The sequence below is a fragment of the Burkholderia sp. AU32262 genome, from assembly GCF_020419985.1.
GTDB classification, from domain to species: domain Bacteria; phylum Pseudomonadota; class Gammaproteobacteria; order Burkholderiales; family Burkholderiaceae; genus Burkholderia; species Burkholderia semiarida.
This window is the reverse complement of record NZ_JAIZRS010000032.1, coordinates 40563-58123: the sequence shown is the minus strand read 5'-3', so window position 1 is coordinate 58123 and position 17561 is coordinate 40563. Positions and strand designations below refer to the sequence as shown.

Below are 17561 nucleotides of genomic sequence, written 5' to 3'. Positions count from 1 at the left end.
AATCGAACGGGACAAGCAACAGGCGAAGCGAAACGCCCGCCGCCGGGCAAGCGAAGCCCGGCGGCGGCGGCGGATCGCGCGCCGGAGAACGTGAGTCGGCCCGGGACGGCCGATCTGACAGCGCGGGCCGCGCAATGGGTCACGCGAGCGTTTTTCGGCGCCGCACGACGATCATAGCGCGGCGGGGTGCTCGATGCGGGAACTGACGGGGGAAGCCGTACCGGCGCGGGACTGGCGGCGGCGAGACCGCGGGGGCGTGGGCGCGCGAAAGCGCATCGACGGGCAGCCCGCGCCGCACGGCGGGGCTGCCGGGGCAGGCAGGATCAGCGGCCGGGCTGGCGCTCGACGTCGGCCCAGCAGTTCGGCGTTTCGTACAGCCGCACGCGCTCGAGGCGCAGGTTCACGCCGTAGTGCGCGTCGTACACGTTCGCGAGGATGTCGAACGCGATCGCCGCGAGATTCTCGACGGTCGGGATCCGGTCGATCACGACAGTCTTGTGGTCGGCCATCTGCTCGAGGAACGAGCGCACGACCTCGTCGCGCGCATAGACCAGGAACGCGTGGTCCCACTTGCTGACGAGGTGCTCCATCGCGAGCGCCTTCACGTCGGCGAAATCCATCACCATGCCGCGGTCGGGCGCCCCTTCCGTATCGACGAGATCGCCGCGCAGCGTGATTTCGAGCACGTAGCGATGGCCGTGCAGGTTCCTGCACTGGCTGCGGTGATCGGGGATGCGGTGGCCCGCGTCGAATTCGAGTTTTCGGGTAATCAGCACGATGTCAAAAGCCGTGGCTCAGGGAATGTTCAGATATTTGTGGGTCTGCATCGACAGCCGCCACTGCGGATGACGCTTGCACCAGTCGATCGCGAGCTTCGTGTTGAGGTCGCGCGACGGGCCGTCCATCGGCTGCACGAGAAAATACTCGAAGTCGAGCTTCGCGTAGTCGGCGAGCCGCTGGTTGTCCTGCGGCACGACGACCTTCAGTTCGTTGCCTTTCGTGACGACGAGCGGCGCATCGGCCTTCGGGCTCACGCAGATCCAGTCGATCGATTCGAGCACCGGCAGCGAGCCGTTGGTCTCGATCGCGATCTCGAAGCCGGCCGCATGCAGCGCGTCGACGAGCGGCTGGTCGAGCTGCAGCATCGGCTCGCCGCCCGTGCAGACGACGAAGCGGTGCGCTTCGCCTTCCGGCCACAGGCCCGCGATCGTCGCGACGAGCGCGGCGGCGTCCTTGAACTTGCCGCCGTTCTCGCCGTCGGTGCCGACGAAGTCGGTATCGCAGAAGCGGCACACGGCCTCCGCACGGTCCTCTTCGCGGCCCGACCACAGATTGCAGCCGGCGAACCGGCAGAACACGGCCGGCCGGCCCGCGTTCGCGCCCTCGCCCTGCAACGTGTAGAAAATTTCCTTGACCGCGTAAGTCATCGTGCTTCGTCCGGCTCGCGCCGCTCGTTGTCGATCAGAATCCGTTGTCCATCAAGCGCTGCCCGCGCGAGCCGCGTCACAGCGGCGCTTCGGTCACCCGCTCGCCCTTCAGGTAGGCTTCGTAGCCGCGCTTGCGCAGCTTGCAGGCCGGGCATTCGCCGCAGCCGAAGCCCCAGTCGTGCAGCTCCGCGCGCTCGCCCACGTAGCACGTGTGCGTCTCGACGCGGATCAGTTCGACGAGCGCGTCGCCGCCGAGCTGTTCGGCGAGTTGCCACGTCTGCGCCTTGTCGAGCCACATCAGCGGCGTCTCGAGCACGATGCGCGTATCCATGCCGAGGTTCAGCGCGACCTGCAGCGCCTTCATCGTGTCGTCGCGGCAGTCCGGATAGCCCGAGAAATCGGTCTCGCACATCCCGCCGACCAGCACGCGCAGCCCGCGGCGATAGGCGATCGCCGCGGCGATCGTCATGAACATCAGGTTGCGGCCCGGCACGAACGTATTCGGCAGGCCGTTCGCCGCCGTCTCGATCTCGATCGTGCGCGTCATCGCGGTATCGCTGATCGCGCCGAGCACCGACAGGTCGATCATGTGATCGTCGCCGAGCCGGTCCGACCACGCCGGAAACTTGCGCTTCAACGCTTCGCGCACGCCTTCGCGACACTCGAGCTCGACGCGATGACGCTGGCCGTAATCGAAGCCGAGCGTCTCGACCGTCTGGTAGCGTTCGAGGGCCCATGCCACGCACGTGGCGGAATCCTGCCCGCCGGAAAACAACACGAGCGCGCCGTCTTTAGCGTCTGTCCGAATCACCGTGATACTCCGTGAATGTGAAGGCTCGCGTCGCGCTGCGCCCCGAGGCCGGCTGCCGCCGGGCGGCCCGACACGGCCGGCCTGCGCCGGCTCGACCAGTATAGGCAGCGCGGTCGGCCGAGAATGCGGCGGCGCGCTTATACCGCTCATCGCGCGGCATCGTTGCCGCGCGCCACGGCAGGCGCGCCGCGGGCGGCCGGCCATGCGCATGAAGCGATGCGCTAAGTCATTGAGCGGGCACGGATTTTATCATGCCCCGGCGAATGCTGCCGGGCCCGCGGCCCACGACACGCGATACCCACCACAAACGAAAAACCCCAAGAACCTTCCGATTCTTGGGGTTTTGAATGCTGGTGGCCTGGGACGGAATCGAACCATCGACACGCGGATTTTCAATCCGCTGCTCTACCAACTGAGCTACCGGGCCAACGAAGAATGAAAGTATATCGAGCTATTCACCCCTGAGCAAGTGCTTTCGCAAAAAATTTTACAGCGCGCCTTCGGGCGGCTTCTTGCCGAGCTCGACGCCGAGCTGCTTGAGCTTGCGATACAGGTGCGTGCGCTCGAGGCCCGTCTTCTCCGCGACGCGTGCCATGCTGCCGTTCTCGCGCGCGAGGTGATATTCGAAGTACGCGCGCTCGAACGCATCGCGCGCTTCGCGCAGCGGGATGTCGAACGGGATCGCGGCCGTCTGGCCCGCGAGGCCGAGCGCCGACGCCATGTCGTCGCCGAGCGTCGGCAGCGCCGCCGCGGACGCGACCGCCGCCGGGCCTGCGGGCTGGCCGCCGCCCGCCTTCGCCGCCGCATTCGCGGATACGGGCGCCGCGCCGCGTGCGAGACCATGCTCGACCGACTTCAGCAGCTTCTGCAGCGCGATCGGTTTCTCGAGGAAATCGAGCGCGCCGATCTTCGTCGCCTCGACGGCCGTATCGATCGTCGCGTGCCCGGACATCATGATCACGGGCATCGTCAGCAGCCCCTGCGCCGCCCATTCCTTGAGCAGCGTGACGCCGTCGGTATCGGGCATCCAGATATCGAGCAGCACGAGATCGGGCGCCTGCTTCAGCCGGTATTCCCGCGCGGCCTGCGCGTTCTCCGCCGCCTCGACGACATGTCCTTCATCGCTGAGGATCTCCGAGAGCAATTCCCGGATGCCCATTTCATCATCTACCACCAGGATGGTTGCCATTTACGCTGCCTTTGTCTGCTCACTTGCTTTTGTCTTGGCGGGCGTCGCCCCGTCCTGCGCGCCCGGTTCGGCGCCTGGCGTATCGCTCGCCATCTGCAGGAAGAGAATCGACACCTGCGCACCCTCGACGGTCTCGCCGTGCATGCGATTGCGCAGATCGATCCGCGCGCCGTGCTCGTCAACGATTTTCTTGACCGTGGCCAGCCCGAGCCCCGTGCCCTTCGCCTTCGTCGTCACGTAAGGCTCGAACGCGCGGGTCAGGATGCGTGCCGGAAAACCGGGCCCGTTGTCGGACACGGTCAGACGTACCGCGACGCGCGTTTTGCCTTCGGCGTCGGGGTCGCCATATTCTACTGTCTTGGTTTCGATCAACACACGCGGATGCGCGGACTCCGCGACCGAATCCTGCGCATTCTGCAGCAGGTTGTGAATCACCTGGCGCAATTGCGTCGCGTCGCCGCGAATCACCGGCAGCGACGGCGCGAGCTCGGCGACGATCGGGCTCTTGCCCTCGCCGACGCCGTACAGCCCGAGCACCTCGCTCGCCAGATCGTTCAACTGCAGGTTCGCGAGCACAGCCGGCGGCGTGCGCGCGTATTCGCGGAAATCGTCGACCATCCGCTTCATCGCGGCCACCTGGTTCACGATCATCGTCGCGCCGCGCTTGAGCACGTCCGCGTCGGACGGCGCGAGCTTGTCCGACAGCTTCATCTGCAGCCGCTCGGCCGACAGCTGGATCGGCGTCAGCGGATTCTTGATCTCGTGCGCGAGCCGCCGCGCGACCTCGCCCCACGCGACCGACCGCTGCGCGGAAATCACGTCGGAGATGTCGTCGAACACGACGACGTAACCGGACGTCTGCGGATCGTCGGCCTGCCCCTCGACCGTCGACACGAGCCGCGTGCCGCGCACGAGCAGCGTCAGCGGATCGGTTTCGCCCGGCACCTCGATCGCGAACTGCTGCTGCCAGTGACCGCGATCGCCGCTGCCGCCGTCGGACGCCGCCTCGCGATCGGCGAACGCCTTGCGCACCATCGCGCCGAACCCGGCGGCCACGCCGATCCGGTCGAGCGTCGTGCCGATCAGCGTGTTGAACGGCTGCCGGAAGATCCGCTCGGCACCGCGATTGGCCGTCGTCAACCGGAACTGGCGGTCGAGCACGAACACGCCGGCCGTCAGGTTCGCGAGGATGCTCTCGAGATACGTCTTCGAATGCTCGAGCGCGATGCGGTTCTTCTCGACCGCGAGCCGCGCCTCGGACAACTGGCGCGTCATCGCGTTGAACGACTGCGTGAGGAAGCCGAGCTCGTCGCGCGTCTTGATCTCGCGCTTCGGCGTGTAGTCGCCTTCCGTGATCTCCTTCGTGCCCTGCGCGAGCAGGAACAGCGGCCGCGCGAGCTGCTGGCCGAGCGCGAGCGCGAGCATCATCGCGATGAAGGTCGCGAGGAACAGCGCGAGCGTCAGCGTGCCGATGTACATCTTGCGCAGGCCGGTGCGGCCGAGCGACTTTTCCTGGTACTCGCGGTACGCGCGCTGCACGGCGTCCGCGTTGTGCGCGAGCCCGGGCGGCACCGGCTGCGTGAGCTGCAGGAACCGCTCCGCCGGCTGCAGCAGCGACGTCGTCGCATCGGGAATCGGCCGCACGACGCGCAGCCGCAGCGCGCCCTTCGCGCCGTGCGCGCGCGGGTCGCCGTCGACTTCGCCCTCGATCGCCGCATACGCACCATGTTCGCGCGCCTGGCTCAGCATCAGCGGCGTCGGCAGGTCGTCCGGAATCAGCGCCGCGAAATTGCCGGACGCCTGCGCGACGATGTGCAGGTCGGGCGCCGCGCCGGAGCCGCCGCGGCTCGGCTCGACGATCGTCGCGTCCTGCACGCCGAACTGGTCGCGCAGCCGCAGCAGCGTGAGCGTCGTGCCGTTCGTGTTCGCGTCGACGCTCGCGAGCTGGTCGGACATCAGCCGCGCCTTCGTCTGCAGATCGGACAGCGACGCATCGAGCATCCCGCGGCCGAGGTTCAGGCCGGCCGTCAGCGCCGTCTCGACGTTCACGTCGAACCACGACTCGATACTGCGCGACACGAACTGGTACGACACGATGTAGATGATCCCGCCCGGCACCACGCCGACGAGCGCGAAGAACACCGCGAGCTTCGCGAGCAGCCGCGTGCCGAACTTGCCCTTCCTCAGGCGCGCGACGATCATCCCGATCAGCCCGAGCACCACGAGCAGGAACACGAGCGCGACGACGATGTTGGTCGCGTACAGCCACGAGTAGTAGCGGTCGAAGAATTCGGTGTTCGCGCTCGCGGCCGCGAGCAGCACGAGCAGCAGCAGCGCGGTCAGCGCGACGGTCGAGACGATCACGCGGACGAGGAGGCTCTTCCCGCTGGCCGCGCGGCGTACTTTATTTAGCACGTTCGGTCACCGTGAAGTTGAAACGCTTCCAGTCCGACCCGAGCGTCCAGTCGCGGTTGTTCACGGCATCGACCTGGAACGGCTTCGGCATCAGCGCCGTATCGAGCTGCATCCGCACCGATGCCGTGTAGGTTTCGCCCGCGCGCACCTGGTTGCGATCGATCACGTGCCACGACGTGATGTGCCGGACGACCGCGAGCGCATCCTTCAGCGACGGGAAGCCGAGCTGCAGGCCGCCCGTCGACACGCGATACTCGCGCGTGAGCGGCTGGAACGACAGGCGGATCGTCTGCGTGACGGACACCGGCTGCTCGTCGAACCAGTACCAGCGCGCGCGGCTCAGCTCGAAGTCGGTCGTGAAGTAGAGCGGGATGCCCTTGTTGACGGCATCCTCCAGATTCGGATTCAGCTCGAAGTCGAAACGCGCATCGAGGCTCCAGCCGCTTCCGTCGGCCTGGAGCGACGCGCGCTGCACGGCGATCGATTCGGCATGCACCGGCCGGACGATGGCCAGGCATAGCGTCAACGCAACCAACAAGACGGCCGCGAGCCGAAAGGGAAAAAGGTGTTTGATCGTCACCGTTTCTGAAACCGCGCGTAGAAAAATCCGTCGTGATCGGTGTTCTGGTCGAGTGCGCCGGCGGCCGCCCGTCCGTGCGCGCCACCCGGCAGCAGCTGGCCGGGGGCGTCCAATCGTACCGCATCTTCACAGGCCGCTTCAAACCAGCGGGCCTGCAATTCGCCTTCTTCGGGGAAGATCGAACAGGTCACGTACAGCAGTTCGCCGCCCGGCTTCACGAGCGGCCACAGCGCCGACAGGATGCGGCGCTGCTCCGCGACCAGCGCCGGGATATCGGCCTCGCGGCGCAGCCAGCGGATGTCGGGGTGCCGCCGCACGATGCCGGACGCCGAGCACGGCACGTCGGCCAGGATGCGATCGAACGGGCGCCCGTCGTACCACGCGTCCGGCGCGCCCGCGTCGCCGACGCGCACCTCCGCCGCGAGCGACAGCCGCACGAGATTCTCGCCGATGCGCGCCGCGCGCGTCGCGTCGCTTTCGAGCGCCACGACTTCCGCGTCCGCGAGTTCGAGAATATGGCCCGTCTTGCCGCCGGGCGCCGCGCATGCGTCGAGCACGCGCATGCCGTCGCGCGCGCCAAGCCATTCGGCCGCGAGTTGCGCGCCGGCGTCCTGCACCGACACCACGCCGTCGGCGAATCCCGGAATGCGATCCACCGGCAGCGCCGACGCAAGCCGCACCGCGTGCCGGCCGATCGCGGTCGCGTCGATCCCGCTCGCGCGCAGCGTGTCGAGATACGCGTCGATGCTCGCGCGGCGCGCATTCACGCGCAGCGTCAGCGGCCCCTGACGCTCGCCGGCCGCGAGAATCGCCTGCCACGCGTCGGGCCATGCGCGCTTCACCGCATCGACCCACCATGCGCGGTAGTTCCAGCGCGCGACCGGGTCGTCCTGCATCGCCGCGACGAGCGCGTCGCGCTCGCGCAGGAAACGGCGCAGCACCGCGTTGACCATCCCCTTCGCGAATGCGAATTCGCGCCGCGCACCGATGACGGTGACGGCCTGATCGACCACCGTGAACGCCGGGTACGCGGCCTCGTCCGCCGGGTCGAGCAGCAGCGCGAACGCGCCGGCGAGCACCGCGTGTACGTGCGCGGGCGGCGCCTTGCTGACGAACCGGCCGATCAGCCAGTCCGCGCTGCCGAGGCGACGCATCGTCCGGTAGGCGACGTCCTGCGTCGCGCCGCGCGCGAGCGCCTGCGCACCGGACGGCATCTGCGCGAACACCGCCGACAGCGCTGCCGGCAACGCGGTGCCGCGCCGCACCGCATCGACCGCCTGCGCAGCCGCGTCGAGCGCGAAGCCGAGCGAATCGGGCGCCAGATGCAGCGCGGCCAGGCGCGCCGGGCGGCCGGAAGGAGTCGAAGCGGAAGAACGGGGTCGTGTCATCGGTGCGGAATCGGCAAACAGGCGCGGCAATCAGCTGCGGCAAACAAATGCGGCAAACGGCGGGATCGCAGCCGCCGGATGGCCTGGCGATCCCAAACCGCGCATTGTAGCGTGCGGCCATGCCGCCCCTTTGGCCCCTTTACGGCGCACGCAAATGAAACACCCCGCAGCGCGGAGCATGCGGGGTGGCGGGGCGGCCTCCGCGCGGCAACGGCCGCGCGGTATGCCGGAGGTCAATCGAAGCGGCCGGTGCGCGCCATCTCCATCAGGCGCGCGATGCGCTCCTCGGTGGCCGGGTGCGTCGAGAACAGGTTCTGCAGGCCGCCGCCGTGCAGCGGATTCATGATCATCATCTGCGCGGTGGCAGGATGCGCCTCGGCTGCCTGGAACGGGATGCCCGCCGCATAGCGATGGATCTTGTCGAGCGCGGTGGCGAGCGACTGCGGATCGCCGGAAATCTGCGCGCCGCCGCGGTCGGCCTCGAACTCGCGCGCCCGCGAAATCGCCATCTGGATCAACGCGCCTGCGATCGGCGCGAGCAGCGCGACCGCGATACCCGCGATCGGGTTGGCCGGCCGGCCGTTCTCGTCGCGCCCGCCAAAGAACATCGCGAAATTCGCGAGTGCCGAGATCGCACCCGCCATCGTCGCCGTGATCGTCGAGATCAGGATGTCGCGGTGCTTCACGTGCGCGAGCTCGTGCGCCATCACGCCGCGCATCTCGCGCTCCGACAGCACGCGCAGGATGCCCGTCGTCGCGGCGACCGCCGCGTGCTCGGGGTTGCGGCCCGTCGCGAACGCGTTCGGCGCGTCCTCGTTGATCAGGTAGACGCGCGGCATCGGCAGGTTCGCGCGCGTGGCCAGCTCGCGCACCATCCGGTAGAACTGCGGCGCCGTGTTCTCGTCGACTTCCTGCGCGTTGTACATGCGCAGCACCATCTTGTCCGAGAACCAGTACGAGAAGAAATTCATGCCGAGCGCGAACAGCAGCGCGATCGTCATGCCGCGCGAGCCGCCGATCATCCCGCCGATCACGATGAACAGGGCCGTGATCGCGGCCATCAGCATCGCCGTTTTGACCCAATTGAACATACCCACTCCTTATCCGTCAGGGGACCCGCCGCGCTTCACAGCGCACGGCGGAAAATTGTAAGCGATTTGTTAGATAAGGTCTCGCCGGAAAAATTCAATCTCAGCGTTGCGAAGCGGCAAGACGCAGGCCGAGCCCGACGAAAGCGCTGCCGACCGTGCGATCGAGCCACTTCTTGACGCCCGGCTTGCCGGAAAAGCGCTGCGTGACGCTGCCCGCCACCCACGCGACCAGGCTCGTCCAGACCGTGCTCATCGCGACGAACACCGCGCCGAGGGTCAGGAACGCCCATGCCTTGTGCGGACTGTCGGCCGATACGAACTGCGGGAAGAACGACACGAAGAACAGCACGACTTTCGGATTGAGCACGTTGGTCCAGAAGCCCTGCATGAACAACTGGCGCAGCGGCCTGGCGGCCGGGACCTGCGCGGCTTCCGCGCCCGACGGCCCGGCGGCCGGCTTCGCGATGACCATCCGCACGCCGAGATAGATCAGGTACGCGGCGCCGACCAGCTTGATCACCGTGAACGCGGCTGCCGACGCCGCCAGCAGCGCGGTCAGCCCGAATGCGCACGCAAGGGCGTGGACGCAGCAGCCGGCCGAAATGCCGAACGCCGACATCAGCCCCGCGCCGCGCCCCTGCGCGACGCTGCGGCCGACGATGTAGGCCGTGTCGGGGCCGGGCGTGATGTTCAGCAGGAAAACCGCGAACACGAAGAAGCCGAAATGGGTGATGCCGAACATGAAGACCTCGAAACCGGAAAGCGCAGGGAAATTCTACGCGCGCCTGCCGCACCGCGCGACTCGGCCATCCGGCCAGTTGCGCCGGTCCGGCAGACCGGGTCGAATGGCGCTCGGGCCGTGTCAGTCAGCGTCGGGCAGCGCGAAACGCTGCCCGGCGGCGAGCGGCGAACCGGCGAGGAATTCGCGCGCGGGCAGCCGCTTGCCGCCCGGCTTCTGCAACTGGGTCACGCGCAGCGCGCCGCTGCCGCATGCAACCACCACGCCTTCCGGCGCGGCTTCGACGATCGTGCCGGGCGCCGCGTCGGCAATCGTGCCGCGCGCCGCCATGGGCTCGGCCGCCCACAGCTTGATGGCCGCACCGTCGAGCGTCGCGACGCCGCCCGGGAACGGATCGAACGCCCGCACCTGGCGTGCGAGCACGTCGGCCGGCTTGCGCCAGTCGAGCGCCGCTTCGTGCTTGCCGATCTTTTCCGCGTAGGTCACGCCGTCGGCCGGCTGCGGCGTCGCCGGCAGCGTGCCGTCGCGCTCGAGCCGCACGAGCGCGTCGACGATCAGCCGCGCGCCGTCGGCGGCGAGACGGTCGTGCAGCGTCGCGGTCGTATCGTCGGGCGCGATCGCCGTGCGCGCCTCGTCGATCATCGCGCCGGTGTCGAGGCCGGCGTCCATCTGCATCAGCGTGACGCCCGTCTCGGCGTCGCCGGCCTCGATCGCGCGATGGATCGGCGCGGCGCCGCGCCAGCGCGGCAGCAGCGACGCGTGAATGTTGATGCAGCCGGCGCGCGGGATGTCGAGCACTTCCTGCGGCAGCAGCAGGCCGTACGCGGCCACCACCATCACGTCGTGCGGCGTCGCGCGCAGCAGCTCGATCGCGTCGGCCGCCTCCGCCGGGTACTTGCCCGCGCGGCGCAGCGACGGCGGCTGCGCGACGGTCATCCCGTGCTCGACGGCGTAGCGCTTCACGGCGCTCGCCTGGAGCTTCATCCCACGGCCGGCCGGGCGATCGGGCTGGGTGAGCACGAGCGGCACCGGGAAACCGGCCTCGTGGATCGCGGCAAGGGCAGCCGCGGCGAATTCCGGCGTGCCGGCAAAAATCACGCGCAACGTATGGGTCATGACAGCGTTCGGGGTCGGGCTGGGCGTGCGCGCATCACATCGCGCGTTCGAGTTTCTTCATCTTCGTCTTGATACGCGTCTGCTTGAGCGGCGACAGGTATTCGACGAACACGCGGCCCATCAGGTGATCCATCTCGTGCTGGACGCACACGGCGAGCAGCCCTTCGCAGTCGAGCTCGAATGCCTCGCCGTGCTCGTTGAGCGCGCGCACGCGCACGTGGTCGGGCCGCTCGACCTCGTCGTAGATGCCGGGCACCGACAGGCAGCCTTCTTCATAGGTCTGCTTCGCGTCGCTCGACCACACGATTTCCGGGTTGATGAACGCGCGCAGTTCGTTCTTCTCCTCGGAGACGTCGATCACGATCACGCGCTCGTGCACGTCGACCTGCGTGGCCGCCAGGCCGATGCCGGGCGCCGCGTACATGGTCTCGGCCATGTCGGCGACGAGCTTGCGGATCCGGTCGTCGACCTTGTCGACGGGCTTCGCGACCTTGTGCAGCCGCTTGTCGGGGTAATGAAGAATATTGAGCAAAGCCATGGTGTTCGGTGTTCGGTATTCGATGGGGCGGCGCGCCGCATCGGCCATCCGGCCGGCTGGCGCCGCCGCCGCGATGCAATGAAGATGAGGCGGATGCGTGGCATATCAATGCCGCGGATCGCGCCTCCTGCAATCGGCCGGGCGCCTGCGCGCACGGCCCTGTCGAGTATTTCGGATGATGAAAATTTTATCATGGCGTCACGCGCTGCGCTGGCCGCCGCATTCGAGGGCCGTCTCATGTCGCCGCAAGCGCTGACGCCCGCCGCGCTGCGCGCCTGGCTGCAGCTCGCGCATGCGCCCGGCCTCCCGCCCGCCGTGCTGCAGATTTTACTTGCCGCCTTCGGCTCGCCGGCGGCGTTGCTGCGCGCGTCCGGCGGGGCAATCGCCACCGTGGCCAGCCCCGCCGCCGCGCACGCCGTGCGCGCGAGCGAGCGCGACGATCTCGATACGCGCACCGACGCCGCACTCGCCTGGCTCGACGGGCCGGGCAACGTGCTCGTCACGCTGAGCGATCCGGCCTACCCGCCGCGGCTGCGCGATCTGCACGATCCGCCGCCGCTGCTATATGTAAAGGGGCGGCTCGATCTGCTGCACGCCCGCGGCCTCGCCGTGGTCGGCAGCCGCCACGCGACGCCGCAGGGGCTCGCCGACGCCACGCATTTCGCACGCGGGCTGTCCGACGCGGGCCTCACGATCGTGTCGGGCCTTGCGCTCGGCATCGACGGCGCCGCGCATCGTGGCGGGCTCGACGGCCGCTCGGGCACGGTCGCGGTGATCGCGACCGGCGCCGATCTCGTCTATCCGGCGCGGCACCGCGCGCTCGCCCACGAGATCGCCGCGCACGGCGCGATCGTGTCGGAATGGCCGCTCGGCACGCCGGCCCGCGCCGCGCATTTTCCCCAGCGCAACCGGCTGATCGCCGCGCTCGCGCTCGGCGTGCTCGTCGTCGAGGCCGCCCCGCGCTCGGGCTCGCTGATCACCGCGCGGCTCGCGAACGAATTGGGGCGCGATGTGTTCGCGATGCCCGGTTCGATCCACGCCCCGCTCGCGCAGGGCTGCCACGCGCTGATCCGCGACGGCGCGAAGCTCACCGCGGCGCCGTTCGACGTGCTCGAGGAATACGGGCTGGGCGAGCCGGCGGCGCAAGCACGAGCCGGCACGGTGCGGGCCGGCCACCCGGGCCCGAACGCCGGCGAAAGCGGCGAGCCCGAAACGGCCGGCGGCGCGCCGGCGAATCGCGCCGTCGCGGCCGCCGCGTCGCTCCGGACCGAAGCCGCGTCACCGGTTACCCCATCGGAACAGGCGGTGCTCGCTGCCCTGGGATACGGCCCCGTGACGTACGAATGGCTGGCCGAGCACAGCGGCCTGTCCGACGACGTGCTGCATGGCGCGCTGCTCGCGCTGGAACTGGCCGGCCGCGTCGCAAGCGTCGCCGGCGGACGGTTCGCGCGGCTTGACGCGGCGCCCACCCCGTCCGCGCGGGGCGTGCTACATTCCCCGCCATAGGGGCGGCCCGGCCGCCGACGCTACCCAAGGAATGCCATGCCCGCGCTGAATCTCGACACCGACGCAGATCGGATCGCCGAGCGCCTCGTCGATCCCGGCACGTTGCTGGTCGCCTGCCTGTGCGCCGAGTGGTGCGGCACGTGCCGCGACTACCGGACCGCCTTCGACCAGCTCGCCGACGCGCATCCGGATGCCTGCTTCGCCTGGATCGACATCGAAACCCATGCCGACCGGCTCGACGATCTCGACGTCGAGAACTTCCCGACCATCCTGATCGAGGATGCCCACACCGCGCGCTTCTTCGGCACGGTACTCCCGCACGCGGCGATCGTGGAGCGCATGCTGTCCGACCTGAGCGCGGTGCCCGGTGCGCCGCACGCACCGAAATTGCGCGACGTCCTGACCGTCGAAGCCTGAATTCGCGGGCCGGCGCGGCAGGTTTCGCGCAGGTTCGCGCGCTGCGCCGCGCCGAACGCTTGCCGCCGTTGCGGCCCCCCTCTATGATGAGCCGCTTTTTACACGCCGAGCCGCCGTCGCTGCCGCGTGTGCTATAAAGCGGTCGTAAAAGGGACCCACGCCGGCGAACCCGGTCTACCAACACACACCTGTCATGTCCAAAGCACTGATCATTGCGGAAAAGCCTTCTGTCGCGAACGACATCGCACGCGCTTTGGGCGGCTTTACCAAGCATGACGAGTATTACGAGAGCGACGATTACGTCCTTTCGTCCGCTGTCGGCCACCTGCTGGAAATCGCCGCCCCGGAGGAGTACGAGGTCAAGCGCGGGAAATGGAGCTTCGCGCATCTGCCCGTCATTCCCCCGCATTTCGACCTGAACCCGATCGCAAAAAGCGAGTCGCGCCTCAAGGTGCTCACGAAGCTGATGAAGCGCAAGGACGTCGACCGCCTGATCAACGCATGTGACGCGGGGCGCGAAGGCGAGCTGATTTTCCGCCTGATCGCGCAGCACGCGAAGGCGAAGCAGCCGGTCCAGCGTCTGTGGCTGCAATCGATGACGCCGCAGGCGATCCGCGACGGTTTCGCGAACCTGCGCAGCGACTCGGACATGCAGCCGCTCGCCGACGCCGCACGCTGCCGCTCGGAAGCCGACTGGCTCGTCGGGATCAACGGCACGCGCGCGATGACCGCGTTCAACAGCAAGGGCGGCGGCTTCTTCCTGACCACCGTCGGCCGCGTTCAGACGCCAACGTTGTCGATCGTCGTCGAACGTGAAGAGAAAATCCGCCGCTTCGTCCCGCGCGACTACTGGGAAGTGAAGGCCGAATTCGCGTGCGCGGGCGGCTTCTACGAAGGCAAGTGGTTCGACCCGAAATTCAAGCGCGACGAATTCGATCCGGAAAAGCGTGACTCCCGCCTCTGGAGCCTGCCGGCCGCCGAAACGATCGTCGCCGCCTGCCGCGACCAGATCGGCACGGTGTCCGAGGAATCGAAGCCGTCGACGCAACTCTCGCCGCTCCTGTTCGACCTGACGAGCCTGCAGCGCGAGGCGAACAGCCGCTTCGGCTTCTCCGCGAAAAATACGCTCGGCCTCGCCCAGGCGCTGTACGAAAAGCACAAGGTGCTGACCTATCCGCGTACCGATGCGCGCGCGCTGCCGGAAGACTATCTTTCGACGGTCCAGTCCACGCTCGAGATGCTCAAGGAGAGCCACAACTATCTGCCGCATGCGAAGCAGGTGCTCGACAAGGGCTGGGTGAAGCCGAACAAGCGGATCTTCGACAACTCGAAGATCAGCGACCACTTTGCCATCATCCCGACGCTGCAGGCGCCGAAGTCGCTGTCCGAGCCGGAGCAGAAGCTGTACGACATGGTCGTGAAGCGCTTCCTCGCGGTGTTCTTCCCGGCGGCCGAATTCCGCGTGACCACGCGGATCACCGAAGTCGCGGGCCACCACTTCAAGACCGAAGGCAAGGTGCTCGTCGAGCCGGGCTGGCTGCAGGTGTACGGCCGCGACGCCGAAGGCGCCGACGCGAACCTCGTGCCGGTGCAGAAGGACGAGAAGGTGAAGACGGACGAAATCGCCGCCGTCGCGCTCGTGACGAAGCCGCCCGCACGCTACTCGGAAGCGACGCTGCTGTCCGCGATGGAAGGCGCGGGCAAGCTGGTCGAGGACGACGAGCTGCGCGAGGCGATGGCCGCGAAGGGTCTCGGCACGCCGGCGACGCGCGCGGCGATCATCGAAGGCCTGCTCGGCGAGAAGTACCTGCTGCGCGAGGGCCGCGAACTGATCCCGACCGCGAAGGCGTTCCAGCTGATGACGCTGCTGCGCGGCCTCGGCGTGAAGGAACTCACCGCGCCCGAGCTCACCGGCGAATGGGAATACAAGCTGTCGCAGATGGAGCGCGGCAATCTCGGGCGCGACGCGTTCATGCAGGAAATCGCCCGCATGACGCAGCAGATCGTCAAGCGCGCGAAGGAATACGATTCCGACACGATCCCCGGCGACTACGCGACCCTTCAGACGCCGTGCCCGAACTGCGGCGGCCAGGTGAAGGAAAACTATCGCCGCTTCGCGTGCACGAAGTGCGACTTCTCGATCTCGAAGATCCCGGGCAGCCGGCAGTTCGAGATCCCGGAAGTCGAGGAATTGCTGCAGAAGAAGGAAATCGGGCCGCTGTCCGGGTTCCGCAGCAAGATGGGCCGCCCGTTCTCGGCAATCCTGAAGCTGTCGTTCGACGACGAGACGAAGAACTACAAGCTCGAGTTCGATTTCGGCCAGGACCAGGGCGGCGAGGAAGGCGAAGCGCCCGACTTCTCCGCGCAGGAACCGGTCGGCGCATGCCCGAAGTGCAAGGGCCGCGTGTTCGAACACGGGATGAGCTACGTGTGCGGGCACTCGGTGGCGAACCCGAAGACTTGCGACTTCCGCTCGGGCAAGGTGATCCTGCAGCAGGAAATCACGCGCGAGCAGATGGGCAAGCTGCTGGCCGACGGCCGCACGGACCTGCTGCCGAACTTCAAGTCGTCGCGTACCGGCCGCAACTTCAAGGCGTTCCTCGTGAAGCAGCCGGACGGCAAGATCGGCTTCGAGTTCGAGAAGAAGGAGCCGAAGGCGGCCGCCGCGAAGAAGACGGCCAAATCGGCGACGAAGGATGCCGAAACCGTGACCGAAGGCGCCGAAGAGAAACCGGCGCCGGCCCGCAAGACCGCCGCACGCAAGACGACGGCGCGCAAAACGGGTTCGTGACGGCCCGGCCGCCGCGCGCCGCTTGCGGCGCGTCCGGCTCCGGCGCGCACCCATAAAAAACGCGGATCGATCGATCCGCGTTTTTTCTTCGTGCCGGCCGTCTTGCTACCGGGCGGGCGCCGGGCCGTTACAGCGGCGACGGCATCGCCACGCGCGTGCGCGGCGAGCGCGCAAGACGCGGTTGCAGGTTCGGATCGGTCGTCTCGGGCTGCTCGGCACGCATCTCGACGCCGATCGGCGGCGGCGTCGCGCCCTGCGCGGCCCATTGCTCGCCCATCGTCGCGTCGGTCGAGTGACTGAAATGCTCGACGAGATGATCGATGAACGTACGCACCTTCGCCGGCAGATGGCGCCGGCTCGGGTAGGCGATGTTGATCTCGACCTGCGGCAGCCGGAAATCCGGCAGCAGCCGCACGAGCGCGCCGCGCGCGATGTCGCTGCCGATCAGGTAGCTCGGCAGGATCGCGACGCCCATCCCGAGCAACGCGAACTGGCGCAGCATCGCGGTGTTGTTCGCGACGATCACGTTGGTCGGGCGCACGCGCACTTCGCCGTCCGGCCCCGTGAACACGCGCTCGTCGCCCCAGTATTCGGTCGGCAGGCTCAACGCCGGGTGCTCGGCGAGCTGTTCCGGATGCGTCGGCACGCCGTGCTTCTCCAGATAGCTGGGCGTCGCGCACACGGTCATGCAGCCGGTGGTCAGGCGCCGCGTGACGATGCTCGCGCTGCGCATCTGGCGCGTGACGACGATGCCGACGTCGAAGCCTTCCTCGACGAGATCGACCTGCCGGTCGACCAGCGTGAGATCCGGCACCACCTTCGGGAAATTCTCCGTGTACGACTGCAGCACGGGGGCGAGGTTGTGCAGGCCGAACACGACCGGCGCCACGATGCGCAGCGTGCCGACCGGCTCGTGATTGCGCGCGACGACCATCTGCTCGACGTCCTCGAGCTCGTCGAGGATCTGGCGGGCACGCTCCAGATAGACCTGACCCGACTCCGTCAGGGAGAGGCTGCGCGTGGTGCGGTTAAGCAAACGCGTGCCGAGCCGGCCTTCCAGATCGGCGACGTGGCGCGTCGCGACCGCGTTGGAGATATCCATTGCGCTCGCGGCCCGCGCGAAACTGCCGAGATCTGCAACCTTGACGAACACGCGCATCGACTGCAAATGATCCATAAACGACTCCTGCCGCTGTTACAACTTCAAAAAGATGAAGCAAATGCGTAATTCTCCTACGACAGCGGAAATGATGCAGAGTTGCTCAACAACCGGCCGGTTGACGATAAAAATAGTCAAAAATCCTCGCCTTCCGCGGATAGTTGATCCAATTATTCTGCTGCGAGCAACAATTGGGTGAACCTCGTCGAGTAAGCGGCCGAATCAGGAAGGACGTGTTTGATGCGACACAACAGCGCACCCTTGCGCACGGCGCGCGAGCGGCGTGGGGGTGGCTGGCGCCCATTGCGGCGGAGCGTAACAACCTGTTAAAAAGACCCCACGAAGGCCGCCGGCGTAGCATCATGTCGGCCCCGGCCGGGCGGAACAGGTGCGC

The 17561-nt window shown here is 67.9% G+C and carries 15 protein-coding genes and 1 tRNA gene; 3 read left to right on the top strand and 13 right to left on the bottom strand.

Features of this window, described 5'->3' with window-relative positions; all coding sequences use genetic code 11:
- Nucleotides 1–323: 323 nt before the first annotated feature.
- The 12 genes from queD to def all read right to left on the bottom strand — a co-directional run bounded on the left by queD (nucleotide 324) and on the right by def (nucleotide 11294).
- Nucleotides 324–776 (bottom strand): 6-carboxytetrahydropterin synthase QueD, encoded by a 453-nt coding sequence (gene queD / locus LGN10_RS28905; protein WP_059573615.1) that lies wholly within the window; start codon nucleotides 774–776, stop codon nucleotides 324–326.
- An 18-nt stretch (nucleotides 777–794) separates the two neighbouring features.
- Nucleotides 795–1427, bottom strand: coding sequence for a 7-carboxy-7-deazaguanine synthase (gene queE / locus LGN10_RS28900; protein WP_006482565.1), 633 nt, complete (start codon nucleotides 1425–1427; stop codon nucleotides 795–797).
- Nucleotides 1428–1503: 76 nt separating this feature from the next.
- Complete coding sequence (gene queC / locus LGN10_RS28895) at nucleotides 1504–2238, bottom strand: 7-cyano-7-deazaguanine synthase QueC (RefSeq protein ID WP_059573614.1); 735 nt, start codon at nucleotides 2236–2238, stop codon at nucleotides 1504–1506.
- Between the two features lie 351 nt (nucleotides 2239–2589).
- Nucleotides 2590–2665 (bottom strand) — tRNA-Phe (locus LGN10_RS28890).
- 60 nt (nucleotides 2666–2725) lie between these two features.
- Nucleotides 2726–3427 (bottom strand): response regulator transcription factor EsaR, encoded by a 702-nt coding sequence (esaR, locus tag LGN10_RS28885; RefSeq protein ID WP_226225816.1) that lies wholly within the window; start codon nucleotides 3425–3427, stop codon nucleotides 2726–2728.
- A complete protein-coding gene (gene esaS, locus LGN10_RS28880; protein ID WP_059573612.1) occupies nucleotides 3428–5842 on the bottom strand; it encodes a sensor histidine kinase EsaS in 2415 nt (804 codons plus the stop codon). It abuts the gene before it with no gap.
- On the bottom strand, nucleotides 5832–6422 hold the full coding sequence (locus LGN10_RS28875; RefSeq protein WP_124658801.1) for a DUF4390 domain-containing protein: 591 nt from the start codon (nucleotides 6420–6422) through the stop codon (nucleotides 5832–5834). The genes esaS and LGN10_RS28875 overlap by 11 nt, the downstream gene beginning before the upstream one ends.
- Nucleotides 6419–7810: a 16S rRNA (cytosine(967)-C(5))-methyltransferase RsmB gene (rsmB, locus tag LGN10_RS28870; protein ID WP_124863328.1), complete on the bottom strand. Its 1392-nt coding sequence runs from the start codon at nucleotides 7808–7810 to the stop codon at nucleotides 6419–6421. Before rsmB ends, LGN10_RS28875 begins: the two co-directional genes overlap by 4 nt.
- A 233-nt stretch (nucleotides 7811–8043) precedes the next feature.
- Complete coding sequence (gene htpX, locus LGN10_RS28865) at nucleotides 8044–8901, bottom strand: zinc metalloprotease HtpX (RefSeq protein ID WP_006485774.1); 858 nt, start codon at nucleotides 8899–8901, stop codon at nucleotides 8044–8046.
- Between the two features lie 100 nt (nucleotides 8902–9001).
- Nucleotides 9002–9643, bottom strand: a complete 642-nt coding sequence (locus tag LGN10_RS28860) for a LysE family translocator (RefSeq protein WP_226225814.1) — start codon at nucleotides 9641–9643, stop codon at nucleotides 9002–9004.
- Nucleotides 9644–9763: 120 nt separating this feature from the next.
- Nucleotides 9764–10756 (bottom strand): methionyl-tRNA formyltransferase, encoded by a 993-nt coding sequence (gene fmt, locus LGN10_RS28855; RefSeq protein WP_060010902.1) that lies wholly within the window; start codon nucleotides 10754–10756, stop codon nucleotides 9764–9766.
- Nucleotides 10757–10790: 34 nt separating this feature from the next.
- A complete protein-coding gene (gene def, locus LGN10_RS28850) occupies nucleotides 10791–11294 on the bottom strand; it encodes a peptide deformylase (RefSeq protein WP_059573609.1) in 504 nt (167 codons plus the stop codon).
- Between the two features lie 192 nt (nucleotides 11295–11486).
- Here def and dprA point away from each other — a divergent pair, with 192 nt between their 5' ends.
- The 3 genes from dprA to LGN10_RS28835 all read left to right on the top strand — a co-directional run bounded on the left by dprA (nucleotide 11487) and on the right by LGN10_RS28835 (nucleotide 16008).
- Nucleotides 11487–12800 carry a DNA-processing protein DprA gene (gene dprA, locus LGN10_RS28845; RefSeq protein WP_226225813.1) on the top strand — a complete coding sequence of 438 codons (1314 nt, stop codon included), beginning with the start codon at nucleotides 11487–11489 and terminating at the stop codon, nucleotides 12798–12800.
- A 36-nt stretch (nucleotides 12801–12836) separates the two neighbouring features.
- The gene (locus LGN10_RS28840; RefSeq protein WP_226225812.1) at nucleotides 12837–13217 is read left to right on the top strand and encodes a thioredoxin family protein; all 381 of its coding nucleotides are present in this window, start codon (nucleotides 12837–12839) and stop codon (nucleotides 13215–13217) included.
- Nucleotides 13218–13410: 193 nt separating this feature from the next.
- On the top strand, nucleotides 13411–16008 hold the full coding sequence (locus LGN10_RS28835) for a DNA topoisomerase III (RefSeq protein ID WP_226225811.1): 2598 nt from the start codon (nucleotides 13411–13413) through the stop codon (nucleotides 16006–16008).
- A gap of 127 nt (nucleotides 16009–16135) precedes the next feature.
- Here LGN10_RS28835 and LGN10_RS28830 read toward each other — a convergent pair whose 3' ends face one another.
- Entirely contained in the window at nucleotides 16136–17185 is a 1050-nt protein-coding gene (locus LGN10_RS28830) for a LysR family transcriptional regulator (RefSeq protein ID WP_059573605.1), read from the bottom strand.
- Nucleotides 17186–17561 lie beyond the last annotated feature (376 nt).